We start from the raw sequence: 16,630 nt of genomic DNA, 5'->3' as shown, positions 1-16,630 counted from the left end.
CGTCAGCGCTGGCCGTGATCCTGCGCGGCGCGTGCCGCGACCGCGGCGCGCCGCCGCAGCAATTCGCGCTCGCGCGCGTTGCCGGCGAGTGCAGCGGCGGCCTCGAACGCGGTATGCGCCTCGGCAAAACGGCTCAGCCGGTGCAGCAGATCGCCGCGCACGCTCGGCAGCAGATGATAGGCTTTCAGCGCCGGCTCGTCGGCGAGACCGTCGACGATCGCGAGCGCCGCCAGCGGTCCTTCGGCCATGCCGATCGCGACCGCGCGGTTGAGCGCGATGACAGGCGAATCCAGCAGCGCGGCGAGATCGCCGTACAGCGCGGCGATGCGGTGCCAGTCGGTCGCGTCAGGCGTGTCGGCCTCGGCGTGGCAGGCCGCGATCGCGGCCTGCAGCGCGTAGAAGCCGCCGGCGCCGCCGAGCTCGCGGGCGCGCGCCAGCGCCAGTTGCCCGCGTCGAATCTGCAGGCGGTCCCACAGCGCGCGGTTCTGGTCCATCAACAGGATCGGCTCGCCGGCCGCGTCGGTGCGCGCTGCCATCCGCGAGGCGTTGAACTCCATCAGCGCCAGCAGCCCGTGCGCCTCCGGCTCCTGCGGCGCGATCGAGCTCAGCACGCGGCCGATGCGCAGCGCCTCGTTGCAGAGCTGCGGCCGCAGCCATTCGTCGCCGCTTGCCGCGGTATAGCCCTCGTTGAAGATCAGGTAGGCGACCTCGAGCACGGAGGCGAGCCGCTCCGACAGCGCCTCGCCGCGCGGCGTCTCGTAGACCAGACCGGATTCCGACAGCGTGCGCTTGGCGCGCACGATGCGCTGGGCGATGGTCGTCTCCGCCTGCAGGAAGGCGCGCGCGATCTCCTCGGTGGTGAGGCCGCAGATCATCCGAAGCGCCAGTGCGGCACGAGCCTCGCGCGACAGCAGCGGATGGCAGGCGGTGAAGATCAGCCGCAGCAATTCGTCGCCGATATCGTCGTCGAGCGCGGAATCGAAATCGGGCATGGTCTCCTGCTCCCGCACCAGATCATGCGCAAGCATGCCGTGCTTTTCGGTCAGCATGCGGTCGCGCCTGATATGATCGAGCGCACGCCGCTTGGCGGTCGCCATCAGCCAGGCCCCGGGCTTCTCCGGGACGCCACTGAGCGGCCAGTGCTCGAGCGCCGCGATCAGCGCTTCCTGGGTCAGGTCCTCGGCGAGCGGCACGTCGCGCAGCATCCGCGACAGGCTGGTGATCAGCCGCGGCTGCTCGATGCGCCACACACCGAGGATGGTGCGCTTGACCTCGTCCTCCGTCACGCCGGCCCCCGGCCTGCGACCGAGGCGACCGTCAGCAGTCCATGAAGGGGCGAACCTCGCATGACAGTTCCCAATCCGGCATATGGTCAAGATGAAGCTGCATGAACTCGACGGCGCGCGCCACGGCCTCCTCCTTGTCCTTCAGCTCGAACACGGCGTAGCCGCCGACCACCTCCTTGGCCTCCATGAACGGACCGTCGGTGACAGTGAGCTTGCGGTCCTTGATCTTCACCTCCGCGCCCGCCGTGCGCGGCAACAGCGCGCCGGTGTCGAGCATGCGGCCGGCCGCGATCTCGCGCTCGGCGAGCTTGCCGATCGCCTCCCTCAATGGTGGGTTCGGCAGCATCGGCTTCTCGGCCACCAGGACATACATGAAGCGCATCGGCTGTCCTCCTCCGACTCACTCGGGACACTGTCCGGCAAAGCCTGCAAAGGCGCGGACCTCGCAGGTGCCTTGCCAGCCGGGCATGTGATCCTTGTGGAGCTGCATGAACTCGACGGCGAGCGCCACCGCCTCTTCCTTGCTGCCCAACTCGAAGATCGCGTAGCCGCCGATCACTTCCTTGGCCTCGACGAACGGACCATCGACGACGCTGAGATGGCCGTCGACAATGCGGACCTGCGCGCCGGTCGCGAGCGGCATCAGCCCGCCGGTATCGACCATGCGGCCGGCCTTGATCTCGCGGTCGGCGAGTTTGTGCATGGCCTCCAGCAGCGCCGGGGTCGGCTGTGCGGGCGGCTGGGGCGAGGTGACGATCGACATAAAGCGCATGAAATGCTCCTGTTTCCGGCAAGCCACGAGGATAATCGCGGTGAAATCGGCTCGCTATGGGGAACGACGATCCGGCAGCCGCCGGATCGACAGAGGCTGGGGATTTATTTTCGGGGTGTGATCGAGAAGCAGATCGCCCCAATCGTCGTCCCTGCGAAAGCAGGGACCCATAACCACAGGGTTGGGTTGTTAAGGCATGCGGTGGCCACAGCCGCGCAAAACCAACTTGCATCGTGGCTATGGGTCCCTGCTTTCGCAGGGACGACACCGAGTTTGTGGCGGCGCCGTCCCCTACTGCTCTCGCAGCATGATCAGCGGGTCGGCGCTGTCGGGGACGCGGCGCCATTGGGCGTTGTCATCGGCCTCGAACTGCCAGGTCTCGCCCTTGGGCGACATCAGGACCATCTGGCCGTGATCGAGCCGCCACTGCGTCGGATTGAAGGCGACGACCGCGGGATCGCATTTGCCTTTCAGGAACAGCTGGAAATTGTCGTTGCCGGCGTCGGTGTTGGTCAGCACCAGGGCGCAGATCGCCTGGCCGTTGCCGCGGACCATCGACCAGTCGCCGATCATCTGGTCCATCGACTTGGCGAGCGCGCGGGCGGCGGCGAGGTTTTGCAGGATGTAGACGCCCTCGTTGGTGCGCATCCCCTCGAAGATGCCGGTCTCGACCTCGGTGAAGTCGATCACGGCGTCGCCGGCCGCATTCTGTAGCCGCACGATGTCGCCGAGGCCCTTGATGCTCCAGCCCGTAATGTCCTTGGTGAAGGGCAGTGCTGCGACGCAGGCCGGCTCGAGCTCGAGCTTGAAACCTTGCGGCGTCGCATCGCCCTTCAGCGTCACGACGCAGGTCTTGCTGCGCTCGGTGGTGGCGAGTTCCCACTGCCCGATCATGTCCTTCTTCAACGTCGAGACGTCCTGCGCGGCTGCCGGACCGCATCCGGCCAGCAGCATGAGCAGCACGGCGCTGAAGCGGGACAGCGACATCAGCGCCCCTTCACCGGCGTTTCCGCAACCGGCGTCAGCGGCGGCTTGCCGGCGAACCAGTTTGTGATGTTGTCGACCACGAGCTGGTCCATCGCATTGCGCGTCACCACCGAGGCCGAACCGATATGCGGCAGCAGCACGACGTTCTGCATCGCCTTCAATTCGTCCGGCACGTTCGGCTCGGCCGCGAACACGTCGAGACCGGCGGCCAGGATGGTGCCGGATTTCAGCGCCGCGACCAGCGCCGGCTCGTCGACGACAGAGCCGCGCGCGACGTTGATCAGCACGCCGCGCGGGCCGAGCGCCTTCAGCACGTCGGCGTTGATCATCTTCGCCGTCGAGGCGCCGCCCGGCACGATGACAATCAGGGTATCGACCGCCTTCGCCATCTCGATCAGATCGGGATAGTGCTTGTAGGCGACGTCCTTGGACGGATTGCGCGAGTGATAGGACACCGGCACGCGCGAGGCCTCGAGCCTGCGCCCGATCGCCTGGCCGATCCGGCCCATGCCGACGATGCCGATCTTGCGGTCGCGCAACGAGCCGACGCTGAGCGGATAATTCTGGGTCTGCCACAGGCCGGAGCGCACATAGCGGTCGGCCTTGACGAATTCACGCAGCGTCGCGATCAACAGGCCCATCGCGACGTCGGCGACCTCCTCGGTCAGCACGTCGGGCGTGTTTGTGACCACGATATTGTGATCCCGCGCATAGCCGGAATCGACGTGGTCGTAGCCGACGCCGAAGCTGCCGACGATCTCGAGCTTCGGAAACATCGCCATCGCGGTCTTGTCGGTCGCCATCGTGTGATAGGTGACGGCGATGCCGCGGATCTTGGCCATCGTGTCGGGCGTCAGCCGCTCGAGGTCGCCGCGGCTCTCGGCCCGGTGCAGCACGTATTGATCGGAAAAGCCGTTTTCGAGGATTGGCCGGATCGGTCCATAAACCAACAGATCGATCTTTTCGGAAGAAATCGGGGCCATCAATTGTCCTTTCCTAACGCGCTCTCATGCCAACGCCGCAACAGAAGGTGCGAAACTAACGCCAGCACCCCATAGATGACAATCCCGGCCAGCGATAGCAGCAGAAGTGCTGCGAACATGCGGGGAATATTCAGCCGGTAGCCCGATTCAGCGATCCGGAAGGCGAGGCCCGAGCCGGCGCCGGCGCTGCCCGCCGCGATCTCCGCCACCACGGCGCCGATCAGCGACAGCCCGCCGGCAATGCGCAGGCCGCCGAGGATATAGGGCAGCGCCGCGGGCAGCTTCAGCAACAGCAGCGTCTGCAGCCGCGAGGCGCCATAAAGTTGAAACAATCCGGCAAGGTTACGATCGACCGAGTTGAGGCCGAGCGTGGTGTTCGACAGCACTGGAAAGAACGCCACGATCCAGGCGCAGACGATCACGGCGGTCTGCTGCTGCAGATAGATCAGGAGCAGCGGCGCGATCGCGATCACAGGCGTGACCTGCAGCACCACGGCGTAAGGGAATAGGGAATATTCCAGCCATTTCGACTGGTTGAACAATAGCGCCAGCACGACGCCGCCGATCGCGGCGGCGACGAAGCCTTCGAGCGTGGTCAGCAGCGTGACGCCGAGCGATTGCGCCAGCACCGGCCAATCCGCAACCAGCGTCTTCAGCACCAATAGCGGGCTCGGCAGCACATAGGGCTGGATGCCATAGGCGCGGACAATCGCCTCCCAGAGCACGAGGCCCGCGGCAAACACCGCAAGCGGAAGCAGAAAGCGGACGAGGTCCTGCGGAGACTTCATGCGCCCGCCTGCCCTGCATAGGACGGCGCCAGCGCGCCTGAGACCTCGCGGCAGAGCGCGGCATATTCGGCCGAGGTGCGGAACTCCTCGCCGCGCGGCTCCGGCGAGGTGATGCGAAACGCGGCGCCGATCCGGCCCGGGCGCGCCGTCATCACGATCACGCGCTGCGAGAGATAGACCGACTCGAACACCGAGTGCGTCACGAAGATGACGGTCTTGTGCAAATTGCGCCACAGCGACAGCAGATCGTTGTTGAGGCGAAAGCGCGTGATCTCGTCGAGCGCTGCGAACGGCTCGTCCATCAGCAGAATATCGGGATCGGTGACCAGCGCGCGCGCCAGCGACACCCGCATCTTCATGCCGCCGGAGAGTTCGCGCGGATAGGCGGTCGCGAACTCCGCAAGCCCGACCTGATCGAGCGCCGCCTCGATGCGCACTTCGGCGTCGGTCGCCGGCGCGCGGGCGAGCTTGAGCGGCAGGCGGACATTGTCGCGCACATTGGCCCACGGCATCAGCGTCGGCTCCTGAAACACGAAGCCTACTCTGTGGCTGCCGCGCTGCTCGGCGCCATGATGCGAGAGCTCGACCGTACCGGTGCTTGGGATGGCAAGACCTGCAATCAGCCGGAGTGCGGTGGACTTGCCGCAGCCGGAGGGGCCGAGCAGCGAGACGAACTCGCCACGTTTCACGTCGAGGTCCAGCGGCCCGAGCGCCCTCACCCCGCTGTCATAGGTCTTGGTGACGCCGCGCAGGCGCACCGCCCATCCGGCATCAGATCCAGACAACGCAGGCTCCGCCATCGCGCGTCCGCACCCGTCAGTTCTTCGGCCTGAGCTCGACGCCGACCGCCTTGTTGACGAAGCGCAGCGTGTAGCCCTGGCGATAGTCGATGGTGCTCTTGACCACGCCTGCGCGCACCATCTTGTCGAAGAAGCTCGCCATCCGCTCGTCGGTCATGGCGCCGATCCCGTTCTTGATGGAATCGCCGGAATCAACGATGCCGTGCTCGCGCATCTTGGCGACGCAATAGGCCAGCAGCTCGTCGTTCATATCAGGGTTGAGCTTCTTGATCATCGCATTGCCGGCCGAGTTGTCGCCGTAGACATACGTGTACCAGCCGACGACGGAGGCATCGACGAAGCGCTGCACCAGATCCGGCTTCTTGTCGACGAGGTCGCGGCGGGTCTCGATCAAGGTGGAGTAGGAGTTGAAGCCGTAATCGGCGAGCAGCAGCACGTTCGGCTTGAAGCCCGCGGCTTTCTCCACCGCAAAGGGCTCCGAGGTGACATAGCCCTGCATCGCGGTCTGCTTGTTCACGATGAAGGGCTGCGGGTTGAAGGTGTAGGGCTTCACCTTGTTCTCGTCGAAGCCGTATTCGGATTTCAGCCACTGGAAATAGCTGGTGATGCCCTCCTTCGAGATCAAAAGCGTCAGCGGCTTCAGATCCTCGATCTTGCTGACCTTGACCTCTGGATGGGTCAGGAAGACCTGCGGGTCCTTCTGGAACATCGCCGCGACCGCGACCAGCGGCACGTTGTTGGTGACGGCGTCGAAGGTCTGCAGCGAGTTCGCGCTCATGAAGAAGTCGAGCTTGCCCGCGATCAGGAGCATGCGGTTGTTCTCGTTCGGACCGCCGGGCACGATCGTGACGTCGAGGCCGTATTTCTTGTAGGTGCCGTCGGCGAGCGCCTGGAAGAACCCGCCATGCTCGCCCTCGGCGACCCAATTGGTGCCGAACGAGACCTTGTCCAGAGTCTGCGCCCGCGCCGGGAGGAGGCCTGCGGAAACGCCGAGGGTGGCGGCCAGAAGGGCCGTGGTTAACGCTCGCGGCAAAAAGGCCGGGATCATGGTTGGACTCCGTCGATCATTATGGCCCATGATGGAAGGCGGGAAGACGCGGACCGCGCCCGGAGACGCGAACGCCTCGCCGATGTTAAACAAACTAGCCTGCAAATCCATCCCATGAAACGCTTGTATTGAGACGACCGGCTTGATGACTTCTCAGCTTCCGCCCCGTGACTGGACCGCCATCCACTGGCCCGACCTCGCCGAGGGTTCGGCCGCGCGCTGGATCGCGGTGCTGCCGCTGGCCGCGACCGAGCAGCACGGGCCGCATCTGCCTGTTGGAACCGACGTCATGATTGGCGAGGCGTATCTGGCGCGGGTTCAGGAGCTGCTGCCGGCGGCCACGCCGGCCACATTCCTGCCGCTGCAGCCGGTCGGCATCTCCACCGAGCACATCGATTTTCCGGGCACGCTGACCCTGCCGACCAAGGTGGCGCTGAACAGCTGGATGGCGCTCGGCGAGAGCGTGGCGCGCGCTGGGATCAAGAAGCTCGTGATGGTGACGAGCCATGGCGGCAATTCCGCCGCGATGCAGCTCGTGGCGCAGGACCTGCGCGCGCAACACAAGATGCTGGTGGTGACCACGAGCTGGTCGCGCTTCGGCACGCCGGATGGGCTGTTCGATGCCGACGAATTGCGCCACGGCATCCACGGCGGTGCGGTCGAGACCTCGATCATGCTGGCGAAATATCCGCAACATGTGCGCAAGGATGCGATCGCGGATTTCAAGCCCGCGAGCGTGCAGATCGAGAAGGACCACCGCTTGCTGTCGACCCAGCGGCCGGCGCCGTTCGCCTGGCAGGCGCAGGACCTCAATCCGAGCGGCGCGATCGGCGATGCGACCAAGGCCTCGGCCGAGAACGGCGAGCAGCTGATCGAGCACGGCGCGCGCGCGTTCTGCGAGCTGCTGGCCGACGTCGACAGGTTCGATCCGGGCGTATTTCAGGGCAACTGACCGGGAATTCCTTCGTCCTGGCTACTGCGGTGATCTTCCACCGGCCGTCCCCAGACAGGCGGGGTGCAATCGACTCACATAGACGACCCAGGAGCTTGGTCCTGACGAAGACGGCGAGCAATTCGAGCGAGCGCTTGAGATGACTACAAGGCCTTGAAAGCCAATATCATCCAATGAATGATTGGTTGTAGATTGTCGCTTGGCGGACGCGCACGTCAACTTCAATTATCAACTTGACCCAATCCGCCGCGTTGTCTTGGTCCCCTAGCAATCTCTCACTTTCGACTTCGAATCCGGAAACGAGAGAATCGTCTTCGAGCAAACAATAAATCGGGGAAGCTTCGGAACTAGTTCTATCCAAGACTTGCTCGATGTGGCGCGGCATCGTTAGGGCATCCACAAGTGTCTTGATCCGGCCATCTATGTCGCCGCCCTGATAGACCTTCCCTGGAGGCTCTTTGCGCAAAAAGCGAACCTTCATGCCGCAGTGAAGAGCATAAGAGTCTCGAACCAACGGTCGAAACCATGCTCCGTGCTTTTCGATAGCTTCGCACAAATCCAGCAATTCGCGCGGCTCTGGTTGACTATATGGTTCGCGACCTCGGTAACCTAAGGGAAGTGGTCCGGTGATCGGCGCGTTTACTGGACCCGGGTAGAGGTGGTGAGCTTGGGTGAGCGTCGCGCCGCCACTCTTAGGGAAATGTCGATTATCCTCGACGGCTCGAAGCGCTGGGTGGCTGACCCAAAGGTCGACAAGCTGCGGGTGGAGCTTCGACCGGATTTCCCATTTGACTGCATTCTTGTGTTTGTTGCCCGATGAGGGTAGCGGGCCATCATAATGCAGGGTGAATTTCATGAGGGCATTCCAGAGGCGCCGCCAGCCCTGTTAGCAGCGGTAGTTCAGCATATCCGCCGATGCTAGGTACGGCGAGGACAATATCCTCGCAGAGGCCGACGAAACAATCCACGAAACCATATTTCCGGCACGGCCTTCGAACCGGAACCGGAAAGCCTCCGTCCAACGGGCATGCGGACCACACCGGCGCCGCGCTCAAACAGGATGGAGTATCCCATGTCGATCAAGACCAAGTTTGCCGCCCTCGCCCTCACCGCGCTCGCCGTGACCGGCACCATCGCGTCCACCACGTCGCAGGCCAATGCCAAGCCGTATGGCTGGGGCTGGGGCGTCGGCGCGGGCCTCGTCGGCGCCGCCATCGTCGGCAGCGCGATCGCGGCCAGTGACGGCTATTATGACGGCGGCTATCGCCGCTGCGCCTGGGTGCGCCAGTTCGACGCCTACGGCAACTACATCGGCCGCGTGCGCTCCTGCTACTGATCGACGGGATTTTCATAGTGTTTTCGAGCGAAGTGGGCACCGGTTCGCGTGAAGAAAACACGTCAAATAAGAATCTAGAGCCGAATAGGCTCTAGGGCTGCGGATCCTGCGTTCGGCACGGGTCCTCATCCACCCCGTGTCGCACACGACCCGTCCGGTGATCCCCCCGGGCGGGTCAATTCTTGAAGGCGGCGATCACAGATATTTCGCGATCAGCCGGAAGTCGCGCAGCATGTTGCGGCCCTTCGGGCCCGATGCCTTCAGCGTCTCTTCCAGGCTATGGCCGATGTGATCGTGGATCAGCGCCTTCTTGGCGCTCTCGATCGCGCTCTCCACCGCCTGCAATTGCTGGGCGATCTGCGCACAGGGCCGGCCCTGCTCGATCATCTCGACAATGGTCTCGAGATGGCCGTTGGCGCGCTTCAGGCGCCGGGCAATCGCTGCGTGCGGATGGTCGTCTGACATTCGGTTCTCCTATCCTCCCTGGAGGATAATCGTGATCCTCCCCGGAGGATAGCAGAATCGGCTTGACAGGCCATTGTGGCAGGCGTAGTGCCCGGTTGCCGGAACATGCGTTCCGCACCGGGGTCTGACCCCCGACACCAACCCGACCACGAGCCAACACAGAAGGCACATGGGCAGTAGCAACTCAGGCGACAGTAGACCGGCAACGGGACACTTGACGCCGCAACACAGCAAGACTGATCGCGCAGATTTCGCCTGCGTGGATGGGTGGTCACGCCTCACGTAACCGCCTGCTCCTCACCGGCCCGCCGCGCGACAGCGGAAGTGGAGGTGAGCGATGTTCGAAAAGCTCGCAAAATTCCGGCCGTTTGAGCCGCGGCAGATCCCGCCGCGGGCGGCCACCTATTCCAATGACAACCTGCCGGGTTTTCGCCGCCCGGCGGATCGCCGGCGTCCAACCCCGGCCTGTCATTGGATCCTGATCGACGGCCGCCTGGAGTGCCGGTGGATCGTCGAAACCACCCTCGAATCATCAACGAATGATCTCGATCGAAAGCGGCGTGCGGACCGGTATTCCGGCCCGCGCGCAATACCTGCGCATTCCGCAGCAAAGATGACCGCAAGCGCCTGAAGGACCGACATGGACGAAGGACCTAGTTGTCCCGTTGCGCGCCATCGCGGCGCGGCAACGGGACTCCCTCCGGGGAACGACATCACTTTTGGAATTGCCGCTGCTCACGGCAGCGGAGGCTGCGCGCGCGCATAGAGCTGCTCCGCGTCCCTACTGCCGTGCCCAACAGGCAGCGGGGAGACGACGATGAGCAAGATAAATGACATTTTCGGGCAAGCCCGTCGGCCGACCGTTGCCAGTGCCGTCAGGCGTCCCGCAACGGCCAACGACCCGCTCGTCCCGGTGATGCGAAGCGTCGTCGGTCTGATCAACGAGAGCGCCGGCCTCGTGCGCCATGTCGCCGCGCTTGGCATCGCGCTGATGCTGGACACCGGCAGCGATCCACCGCGGTGCCGGACTGCTGCGGCCCACATCCCGGCACCCGAAGCCAGCAACATCATCCGCTTTCCAACTCCCAAAACGACCAAACCACGCAAATGAGAAGGAATGAGTCATGACCGTCGTCAATGACTTGAACGTGCACGCCTCCGATCGTGAGGCCACCGCCAGCTCCGTCCGCACCGCGGTGCTCGACCCCGCGCATGCCGGCGACATCCACGGCGCGCTCGGCAGCATCGCGCGCGACGACACCGCGCCGCGCGCGACATGGCTCGCCCGGTTGAAGACGCTGCTGGCGATCGTCGGCCCCGGCCTGATCGTGATGGTCGGCGACAATGATGCCGGCGCGTTCGGCACCTACACCCAGGCCGGTCAGAACTACGGCACCACGCTGCTGTGGACGCTGCTGCTTTTGATCCCGGTGCTCTACGTCAACCAGGAGATGGTGGTGCGGCTCGGCGCCGTCACCGGCGTCGGCCATGCGCGGCTGATCTTCGAGCGCTTCGGCAAGTTCTGGGGCGCCTTCAGCGTCATCGACCTGCTGGTTCTGAATGCGCTGACCATCGTCACCGAGTTCATCGGCATCACATTCGCGCTTCATTTTCTCGGCGTCTCGCAGTTCTGGGGCGTGCTGGCCTCGGCTGTGATCGTGATGCTGGCGGTGTCGACCGGAGACTTCCGCCGTTTCGAACGCTTCGGCATCGTGCTGGTCGCAGGTAGCCTGCTGCTGGTGCCCGTGATCCTGATGGTGCATCCGCCGGTCGGGCAGATAGCGGCGGATTTCTTCGTGCCGAAGATGCCGCAAGACGCCAAGCTCAGCGAGGTGATGCTTTTGATCGTTGCCATCGTCGGCACCACGGTGGCGCCGTGGCAATTGTTCTTCCAGCAGAGCTACATCGTCGACAAGCGGATCACGCCGCGCTTCATCCGCTATGAGCGGATGGACCTGTGCATCGGCATCGTGCTGGTCGTGGTCGGCGCCGTCGCGATGATCTCGTTCTGCGCCGAAGTGTTCGGCGGCAAGCCCGAATTCGGCAATTACACCGACGCGCTGGGGACGGCGGTCGGGCTTGAGAAATATGCCGGCCGGCTGCCGGCGGTGCTGTTTGCCCTCGCACTGCTGGATGCCTGCATCATCGGCGCGGCCGCGGTCTCGCTCTCGACGGCCTATGCGATCGGCGACGTGTTCGCGGTCAAGCACTCGCTGCACCGCAAGCCGTGGGATGCGAAGGGCTTCTACGGCGTCTATTGCGGGCTGATCGTGCTTGCCGCCGTGCTGGTGCTGACGCCGGGCACGCCGCTCGGACTGCTCACCAACGCGGTGCAGACGCTGGCCGGCGTGCTACTGCCGAGCGCGACCGTGTTCCTGCTCTTGCTGTGCAACGACCGCCACATCCTCGGGCCGTGGGTAAATTCTGTCAGGCTGAACCTGTTCACGGGCGCGGTGGTGGCGGGGCTGGTGATGCTGTCGGTGATCCTGACTGCCGCGGTGCTGTTCCCGGATCTCAGCGAGGCATGGATCATCGGCATCCTGATCGGCGGCAGCCTGCTTGGGCTCGCGGTCACCGCGGCGGTCAAGCTGTACGAGATGCTGTCACACGGTCGCGCGTCCTCCCGCTTCAAGCACAAGCCGCCGCTGTTCGACCGTGACACCTGGCGGATGCCGCCGCTTGACCGGCTGCCACCGGCGCGGCTGAGCCCGCTGAGCCGGATCTGGATGCTGGTGCTGCGCGGCTACCTCGTCGTCGCCGCCGGGCTCGTGCTGCTGCGGATCGTCCAGCTCGCCACGGTGGGAGCGTGACGAGACTCGGCCGCGGCCGACGATGGGGCGCGATCGTGTTGTTCAGGCTGGCAAGCGCCATCCTGCGCGGCGCAACCGCGCTCTATCAGCGACGTGTGATTTCAGGTGCCGCGCTGCGGACGGCGTTGTCGATGGCGCGATGGGCCGAACGGGCCGGCGCGAGGGTCGTGCTGGGCAGCAACTCGCAGGCGGCATTCATCAAGACAAGGGACGAAGACAATGGTGGCCTCGATTGAACGGCCGAATCTCGACCGATTTGCCACAGCTGCGCGGTCGATCGCAGCGGATGAGGTCCACGGCCTCGGGGTGTTACGCGACTGTCATAGTGGCGTGCAAATCGGAGAGGTATCCCGCGCGCCTCAGTTGCTATTGCGAATTACTTGCAACAAGCCGTGGGGGATGCTAGGTGCTGATCTGGCTTTGGATGGGACGACACGGATCGGACCGGGGACGGCGGGCGATGAATTCAAATCTCGGGTGGCAAGTGGCCGCCAAATCTGCAATGCCGGGCGAAACCGCCAACCGTTCGCGGAAAGCCGCGTCATGACCTGCGTCCGCCTCTTCCGGGTTCGGATCGCCGCCGGCGCAGCGCTCGGCGCGGCGGCATTCGGCACACCGGCGTCCGCGGCCGATTTGCCCCTCAAGTCTCCCGCCGCCAAGGCGGTCTACAGCTGGACCGGATTCTATGTCGGCGCACATGTCGGCTATGGCGACGGCACGCTGGGTCCGGGCACCAATCCGATCCTGGAACAGGGCGTGTTCTTTCCGCCCACGATCACCGGCGGGATCGGCGGCTTCCAGGCCGGATACAACAAGGAATTCGCCAACCGCTTCGTGCTCGGCATGGAGGCGGATGCGACCTTCACCGGGCCGACCGACCAGCCGCGGCGCGTGCCGGGGCCCTTCAATTCGTCGATCGACTATGTCGGCACGCTGCGCGGCCGCGCCGGCTACAGCTTCGGCACCTGGATGCCCTATGTGACCGGCGGCTTCGCCTGGGGACACACCGAGGTCAGGGTCAATGATGCCGGCGGCACCGTGATCTCGCAGCCCGGCCAGTACCAGACCGGCTGGACCGTCGGCGCCGGTGCCGAATTCGCGGTGAGCGGCAATTGGACGGCCAAGGTCGAATACGACTACATCGACCTGTCGCGGCGCACGCTCGGCCTCAACGATTTCGGCATGCCCGGCGTCAGCATCGATCCGCGCATTCACCTGCTCAAATTCGGCCTGAACTACCAGCTCGGCGACTCGCCCTGGTCGGCGACGCCGACGCGCACCGCGCTGCCTGAGTCCAGCGACTGGAGCGTGCACGGACAGACGACGCTGCTCGGTCAGGGCTATCCGTCGTTCCGCGCGCCCTATGGCGGCACCAACAGCCTTCCGGGCGCGGGGCAAGTGCAGGAGACCTGGACCACGACGGCGTTTCTCGGCGTACGGCTCTGGGAAGGCGGCGAGTTCTATTTCAATCCGGAGACGGCGCAGGGCTTTGGCCTCAACGGCACGCTCGGCCTTGCCGGCTTCTCGAACGGCGAAGCGCAGAAGGCCGGCGCGGCCTTCCCGAAAATCCGGCCGCAGCGCTACTACTTCAAGCAGACCTTCGGCTTCGGCGGCGAGCAGGAAGACGTCCCCGACGGTCCCAACCAGATCGCGGGCAAGCGCGACATCGACCGCCTCACGATCGTCGTCGGCCGCTTTGCGGTGGGCGACTTCTTCGACGGCAATTCCTACGCCAAGGACCCGCGCGCCGATTTCATGAACTGGGCGATGTGGGCCTCCGCGGCCTACGACTTCCCGGCCGATCTGCCCGGCTACACCCGCGGCGCCGTGGTCGAGCTCAACCGCAAGGACTGGGCGGTGCGCGCCGGCGTATTCCAGGTGCCCAATGCACCGAACAGCGACGTGCTGGTCTCCAACGCCAACAATGGCGGCGCGGTGCTGGAATTCGAAGGCCGCTACTCGATCTTCGATCAACCCGGCAAGCTGCGTGTCGGCGTGTTCGGCAATCGCGGCAACACCGGCAATTATCGCCAGGCGCTCGCGATCGAGGACGCCAACCCCGGGCTCGACATCAACGACGTGATGGCCGGTATCCGCAAGGACAACACCAAGTACGGCTTCTACCTCAACGGCGAGCAGCAGATCGCAACCGATGTCGGCCTGTTCGGCCGCCTGAGCTGGAACGACGGTCAGAACGAGATCCTGTCGTTCACCGACGTCGACCGCAGCGTCTCCGGCGGCGTGTCGATCAAGGGCAGCTATTGGGGCCGGGCGAACGACACGATCGGCATCGGCGGCGCGGTCAACGGACTGTCGTCAGCGCATCGCGACTATCTCGCCGCCGGCGGCCTCGGTCTTCTGATCGGCGACGGCGCACTCAACTACAGTCCGGAGCGGATCTTCGAAACCTACTACGCCTATCAGGTGAACAAGAGCCTGACGCTGACCGCGGACTACCAGTTCATCACCAACCCCGCCTACAACGCCGACCGCGGCCCGGTGCACATCTTCTCCGGCCGCATCCACGGCGAGTTCTGAAGCGCGCCAACTTCGTCGTCCCGGCGAAAGCCGGGACCCATAACCACCTTTGTCCGTGGTTATGACGGGCTGGGGCCACAGCGAGGCAAATACAACACCCTGTGGCTATGGGTCCCGGCTGCCGTGCGCAATTGCGCACTAGGCCGGGACGACATTGAATTTGCCGCGCCGCTCTTCGCAATGATGTCTCGGGATTGGTTCGATAGAGCAAAAGCCCTCTCCCCACTCAAATATATGTAGACCCCCCGGGCTTGCCGCAAGCCCGGGGTCATCCCGTAGAACGCGCGCCCAATCGAACGGAGGAGTGCGCGATGCGGGAACATGCTGTGGTGATTGCCGGCGGAGGGCCGACCGGGCTGATGCTGGCGTGCGAGCTGGCGCTGGCCGGTGTCGATGTTGCGATCGTCGAGCGGCGCGAGAATCCGGACCTGATCGGCGCGCGGGCGGGCGGTCTGCACGCGCGCACCATCGAGGTGCTCGATCAGCGCGGCATCGGCGACCGCTTCGTCGCGCTGGGGACGCGCCATCCGGCGGTGCTGTTCCACTCGCATCTGGTTCCGCTCGAGATCGGCGACTTCCCGACCAGGCGCAATTTCACGCTGGGGCTACGGCAGAACCATATCGAGCGTGTGCTCGGCGAATGGGCCGAACAACTGGCGGTGCCGATCGATCGCGGGCGCGACGTGACCGGCTTCATGCAGGACGACGATGGCGTCGATGTCGCGCTGTCGGATGGCGAGGTGCTCCGCGCACGGTATCTGGTCGGCTGCGACGGCGGCCGCAGCATCGTTCGCAAGGCGGCCGGCATCGAATTCGCCGGATGGGATCCGACCAGGAGCTGGCTGATCGCCGAGGCCGAGATGTCAGACGAACCGGAATGGGGCTTTCGCCACGACGACGCCGGCATCTATGCCATCGGCAAGGTGGAAGACGGTGAACGGGTGCGGCTCGTGCTGACCGAGCGGCAACTCGGCACCGACAGGGAGCCGACCCTGGGTGACGTCAGCGAGCGGTTGGCCGCGGTGTACGGCACCGATTTCGGCATCCACAGCCCGGTCTGGATATCACGCTTCACGGATATGACCCGACAGGCCGTGACCTACCGCAAGCAGCGCGTACTGCTGGCCGGCGATGCCGCCCATGTGCATCCGCCGATGGGCGGACAAGGCCTCAATATCGGCGTGCAGGACGCGGCGAACCTGGGCTGGAAGCTCGCCCAGGTGGTCAAGCAGACATCGCCGGACAGCTTGCTCGACAGCTATCAGGCCGAGCGGCATCCCGTGGCGGCCCGCGTGCTGCGCAACACCATGGCGCATGTCGCGCTCAGCCGGACCGACGCGCGCAGCAAGGCGCTGCACGAGATCGTCTCCGAACTGCTGCGCATGGACGAGCCGCGCCGAAAATTCGCCGCGATGATGTCCGGCCTCGACCTGCGCTACGATCTCGGCGAGGGCCATCCGCTGCTCGGACGCCGCATGCCCGATCTTGATCTGGCGACGACGAGCGGCCCGCTGCGGGTCTTCGCGCTGCTGCACGGCGCGCGGCCGGTGCTGCTCAATCTTGGCGAGCCCGGCGGCTTCGACATCGCGGGATGGGGAGACCGGGTTCAGCTGGTCGATGCCGAGTATGCCGGCACGTGGGAGCTTCCGGCGCTCGGAACGGTTGCGGCGCCCGGCGCGGTGCTGGTCCGGCCCGACGGCTACGTGGCGTGGGTCGGAGACCGGAGTCAGTTGGGCCTCGCCGAGGCGCTGACCAAATGGTTCGGCGCGCCATCAGCTTGACGAACCTGCGTAGCCCGGATGGAGCGAAGCGTAATCCGGGATCGGTCGATCCGGAGACAGCGGCCCCGGATTTCGCTACGCTTC

18 protein-coding genes are annotated in these 16,630 nt (G+C 65.0%); 8 read left to right on the top strand and 10 right to left on the bottom strand.

Annotated elements, in window-relative coordinates; all coding sequences use genetic code 11:
- Positions 1-2: 2 nt before the first annotated feature.
- The 8 genes from ACOIX3_RS02740 to ACOIX3_RS02705 form a co-directional block, all read right to left on the bottom strand.
- Entirely contained in the window at positions 3-1,286 is a 1,284-nt protein-coding gene (locus tag ACOIX3_RS02740) for an RNA polymerase sigma factor (protein ID WP_420968289.1), read from the bottom strand.
- Positions 1,287-1,317: 31 nt separating this feature from the next.
- On the bottom strand, positions 1,318-1,668 hold the full coding sequence (locus tag ACOIX3_RS02735; RefSeq protein ID WP_173640245.1) for a YciI family protein: 351 nt from the start codon (positions 1,666-1,668) through the stop codon (positions 1,318-1,320).
- 18 nt (positions 1,669-1,686) lie between these two features.
- On the bottom strand, positions 1,687-2,058 hold the full coding sequence (locus ACOIX3_RS02730; protein WP_420968287.1) for a YciI family protein: 372 nt from the start codon (positions 2,056-2,058) through the stop codon (positions 1,687-1,689).
- 291 nt (positions 2,059-2,349) lie between these two features.
- Positions 2,350-3,045, bottom strand: a complete 696-nt coding sequence (locus ACOIX3_RS02725) for an AprI/Inh family metalloprotease inhibitor (RefSeq protein WP_420968286.1) — start codon at positions 3,043-3,045, stop codon at positions 2,350-2,352.
- Positions 3,045-4,028 (bottom strand): 2-hydroxyacid dehydrogenase, encoded by a 984-nt coding sequence (locus ACOIX3_RS02720; RefSeq protein ID WP_420968285.1) that lies wholly within the window; start codon positions 4,026-4,028, stop codon positions 3,045-3,047. Before ACOIX3_RS02720 ends, ACOIX3_RS02725 begins: the two co-directional genes overlap by 1 nt.
- Positions 4,028-4,816: an ABC transporter permease gene (locus ACOIX3_RS02715; RefSeq protein ID WP_420968284.1), complete on the bottom strand. Its 789-nt coding sequence runs from the start codon at positions 4,814-4,816 to the stop codon at positions 4,028-4,030. Before ACOIX3_RS02715 ends, ACOIX3_RS02720 begins: the two co-directional genes overlap by 1 nt.
- Positions 4,813-5,616, bottom strand: a complete 804-nt coding sequence (locus ACOIX3_RS02710; RefSeq protein WP_420968283.1) for an ABC transporter ATP-binding protein — start codon at positions 5,614-5,616, stop codon at positions 4,813-4,815. The genes ACOIX3_RS02715 and ACOIX3_RS02710 overlap by 4 nt, the downstream gene beginning before the upstream one ends.
- A 16-nt stretch (positions 5,617-5,632) precedes the next feature.
- Complete coding sequence (locus ACOIX3_RS02705) at positions 5,633-6,664, bottom strand: ABC transporter substrate-binding protein (RefSeq protein ID WP_420968282.1); 1,032 nt, start codon at positions 6,662-6,664, stop codon at positions 5,633-5,635.
- A 145-nt stretch (positions 6,665-6,809) separates the two neighbouring features.
- Between ACOIX3_RS02705 and ACOIX3_RS02700 the strand changes: the two genes are divergently transcribed.
- Complete coding sequence (locus ACOIX3_RS02700; protein WP_420968281.1) at positions 6,810-7,616, top strand: creatininase family protein; 807 nt, start codon at positions 6,810-6,812, stop codon at positions 7,614-7,616.
- A gap of 166 nt (positions 7,617-7,782) precedes the next feature.
- Here ACOIX3_RS02700 and ACOIX3_RS02695 read toward each other — a convergent pair whose 3' ends face one another.
- The gene (locus tag ACOIX3_RS02695) at positions 7,783-8,472 is read right to left on the bottom strand and encodes a hypothetical protein (protein ID WP_420968280.1); all 690 of its coding nucleotides are present in this window, start codon (positions 8,470-8,472) and stop codon (positions 7,783-7,785) included.
- A 216-nt stretch (positions 8,473-8,688) separates the two neighbouring features.
- On the opposite strand from ACOIX3_RS02695, the gene ACOIX3_RS02690 reads away from it, so the two are divergent.
- A complete protein-coding gene (locus tag ACOIX3_RS02690) occupies positions 8,689-8,952 on the top strand; it encodes a hypothetical protein (RefSeq protein ID WP_173640237.1) in 264 nt (87 codons plus the stop codon).
- Positions 8,953-9,147: 195 nt separating this feature from the next.
- Here the strand turns inward: ACOIX3_RS02690 and ACOIX3_RS02685 are convergent, their stop codons facing one another.
- Entirely contained in the window at positions 9,148-9,417 is a 270-nt protein-coding gene (locus ACOIX3_RS02685) for a metal-sensing transcriptional repressor (RefSeq protein ID WP_097670986.1), read from the bottom strand.
- Positions 9,418-9,754: 337 nt separating this feature from the next.
- Between ACOIX3_RS02685 and ACOIX3_RS02680 the strand changes: the two genes are divergently transcribed.
- From ACOIX3_RS02680 to ACOIX3_RS02655, 6 genes are all read left to right on the top strand, one after another.
- Positions 9,755-10,048, top strand: a complete 294-nt coding sequence (locus tag ACOIX3_RS02680; protein WP_298373664.1) for a hypothetical protein — start codon at positions 9,755-9,757, stop codon at positions 10,046-10,048.
- A gap of 186 nt (positions 10,049-10,234) precedes the next feature.
- Positions 10,235-10,528: a hypothetical protein gene (locus tag ACOIX3_RS02675; protein ID WP_420968279.1), complete on the top strand. Its 294-nt coding sequence runs from the start codon at positions 10,235-10,237 to the stop codon at positions 10,526-10,528.
- Between the two features lie 13 nt (positions 10,529-10,541).
- Positions 10,542-12,227 (top strand): NRAMP family divalent metal transporter, encoded by a 1,686-nt coding sequence (locus ACOIX3_RS02670; protein WP_420968278.1) that lies wholly within the window; start codon positions 10,542-10,544, stop codon positions 12,225-12,227.
- A complete protein-coding gene (locus tag ACOIX3_RS02665; RefSeq protein WP_420968276.1) occupies positions 12,224-12,463 on the top strand; it encodes a hypothetical protein in 240 nt (79 codons plus the stop codon). The genes ACOIX3_RS02670 and ACOIX3_RS02665 overlap by 4 nt, the downstream gene beginning before the upstream one ends.
- A 307-nt stretch (positions 12,464-12,770) precedes the next feature.
- A complete protein-coding gene (locus tag ACOIX3_RS02660; protein ID WP_420968274.1) occupies positions 12,771-14,765 on the top strand; it encodes a carbohydrate porin in 1,995 nt (664 codons plus the stop codon).
- A gap of 311 nt (positions 14,766-15,076) precedes the next feature.
- Positions 15,077-16,546 carry an FAD-dependent monooxygenase gene (locus ACOIX3_RS02655; RefSeq protein WP_420968273.1) on the top strand — a complete coding sequence of 490 codons (1,470 nt, stop codon included), beginning with the start codon at positions 15,077-15,079 and terminating at the stop codon, positions 16,544-16,546.
- Positions 16,547-16,630 lie beyond the last annotated feature (84 nt).

This window comes from Bradyrhizobium sp. B120, from assembly GCF_049075665.1.
Taxonomy (GTDB): Bacteria; Pseudomonadota; Alphaproteobacteria; order Rhizobiales; family Xanthobacteraceae; genus Bradyrhizobium.
Note: the sequence above shows the minus strand (reverse complement) of the source record. Positions and strands in the feature narration are given on the sequence as shown.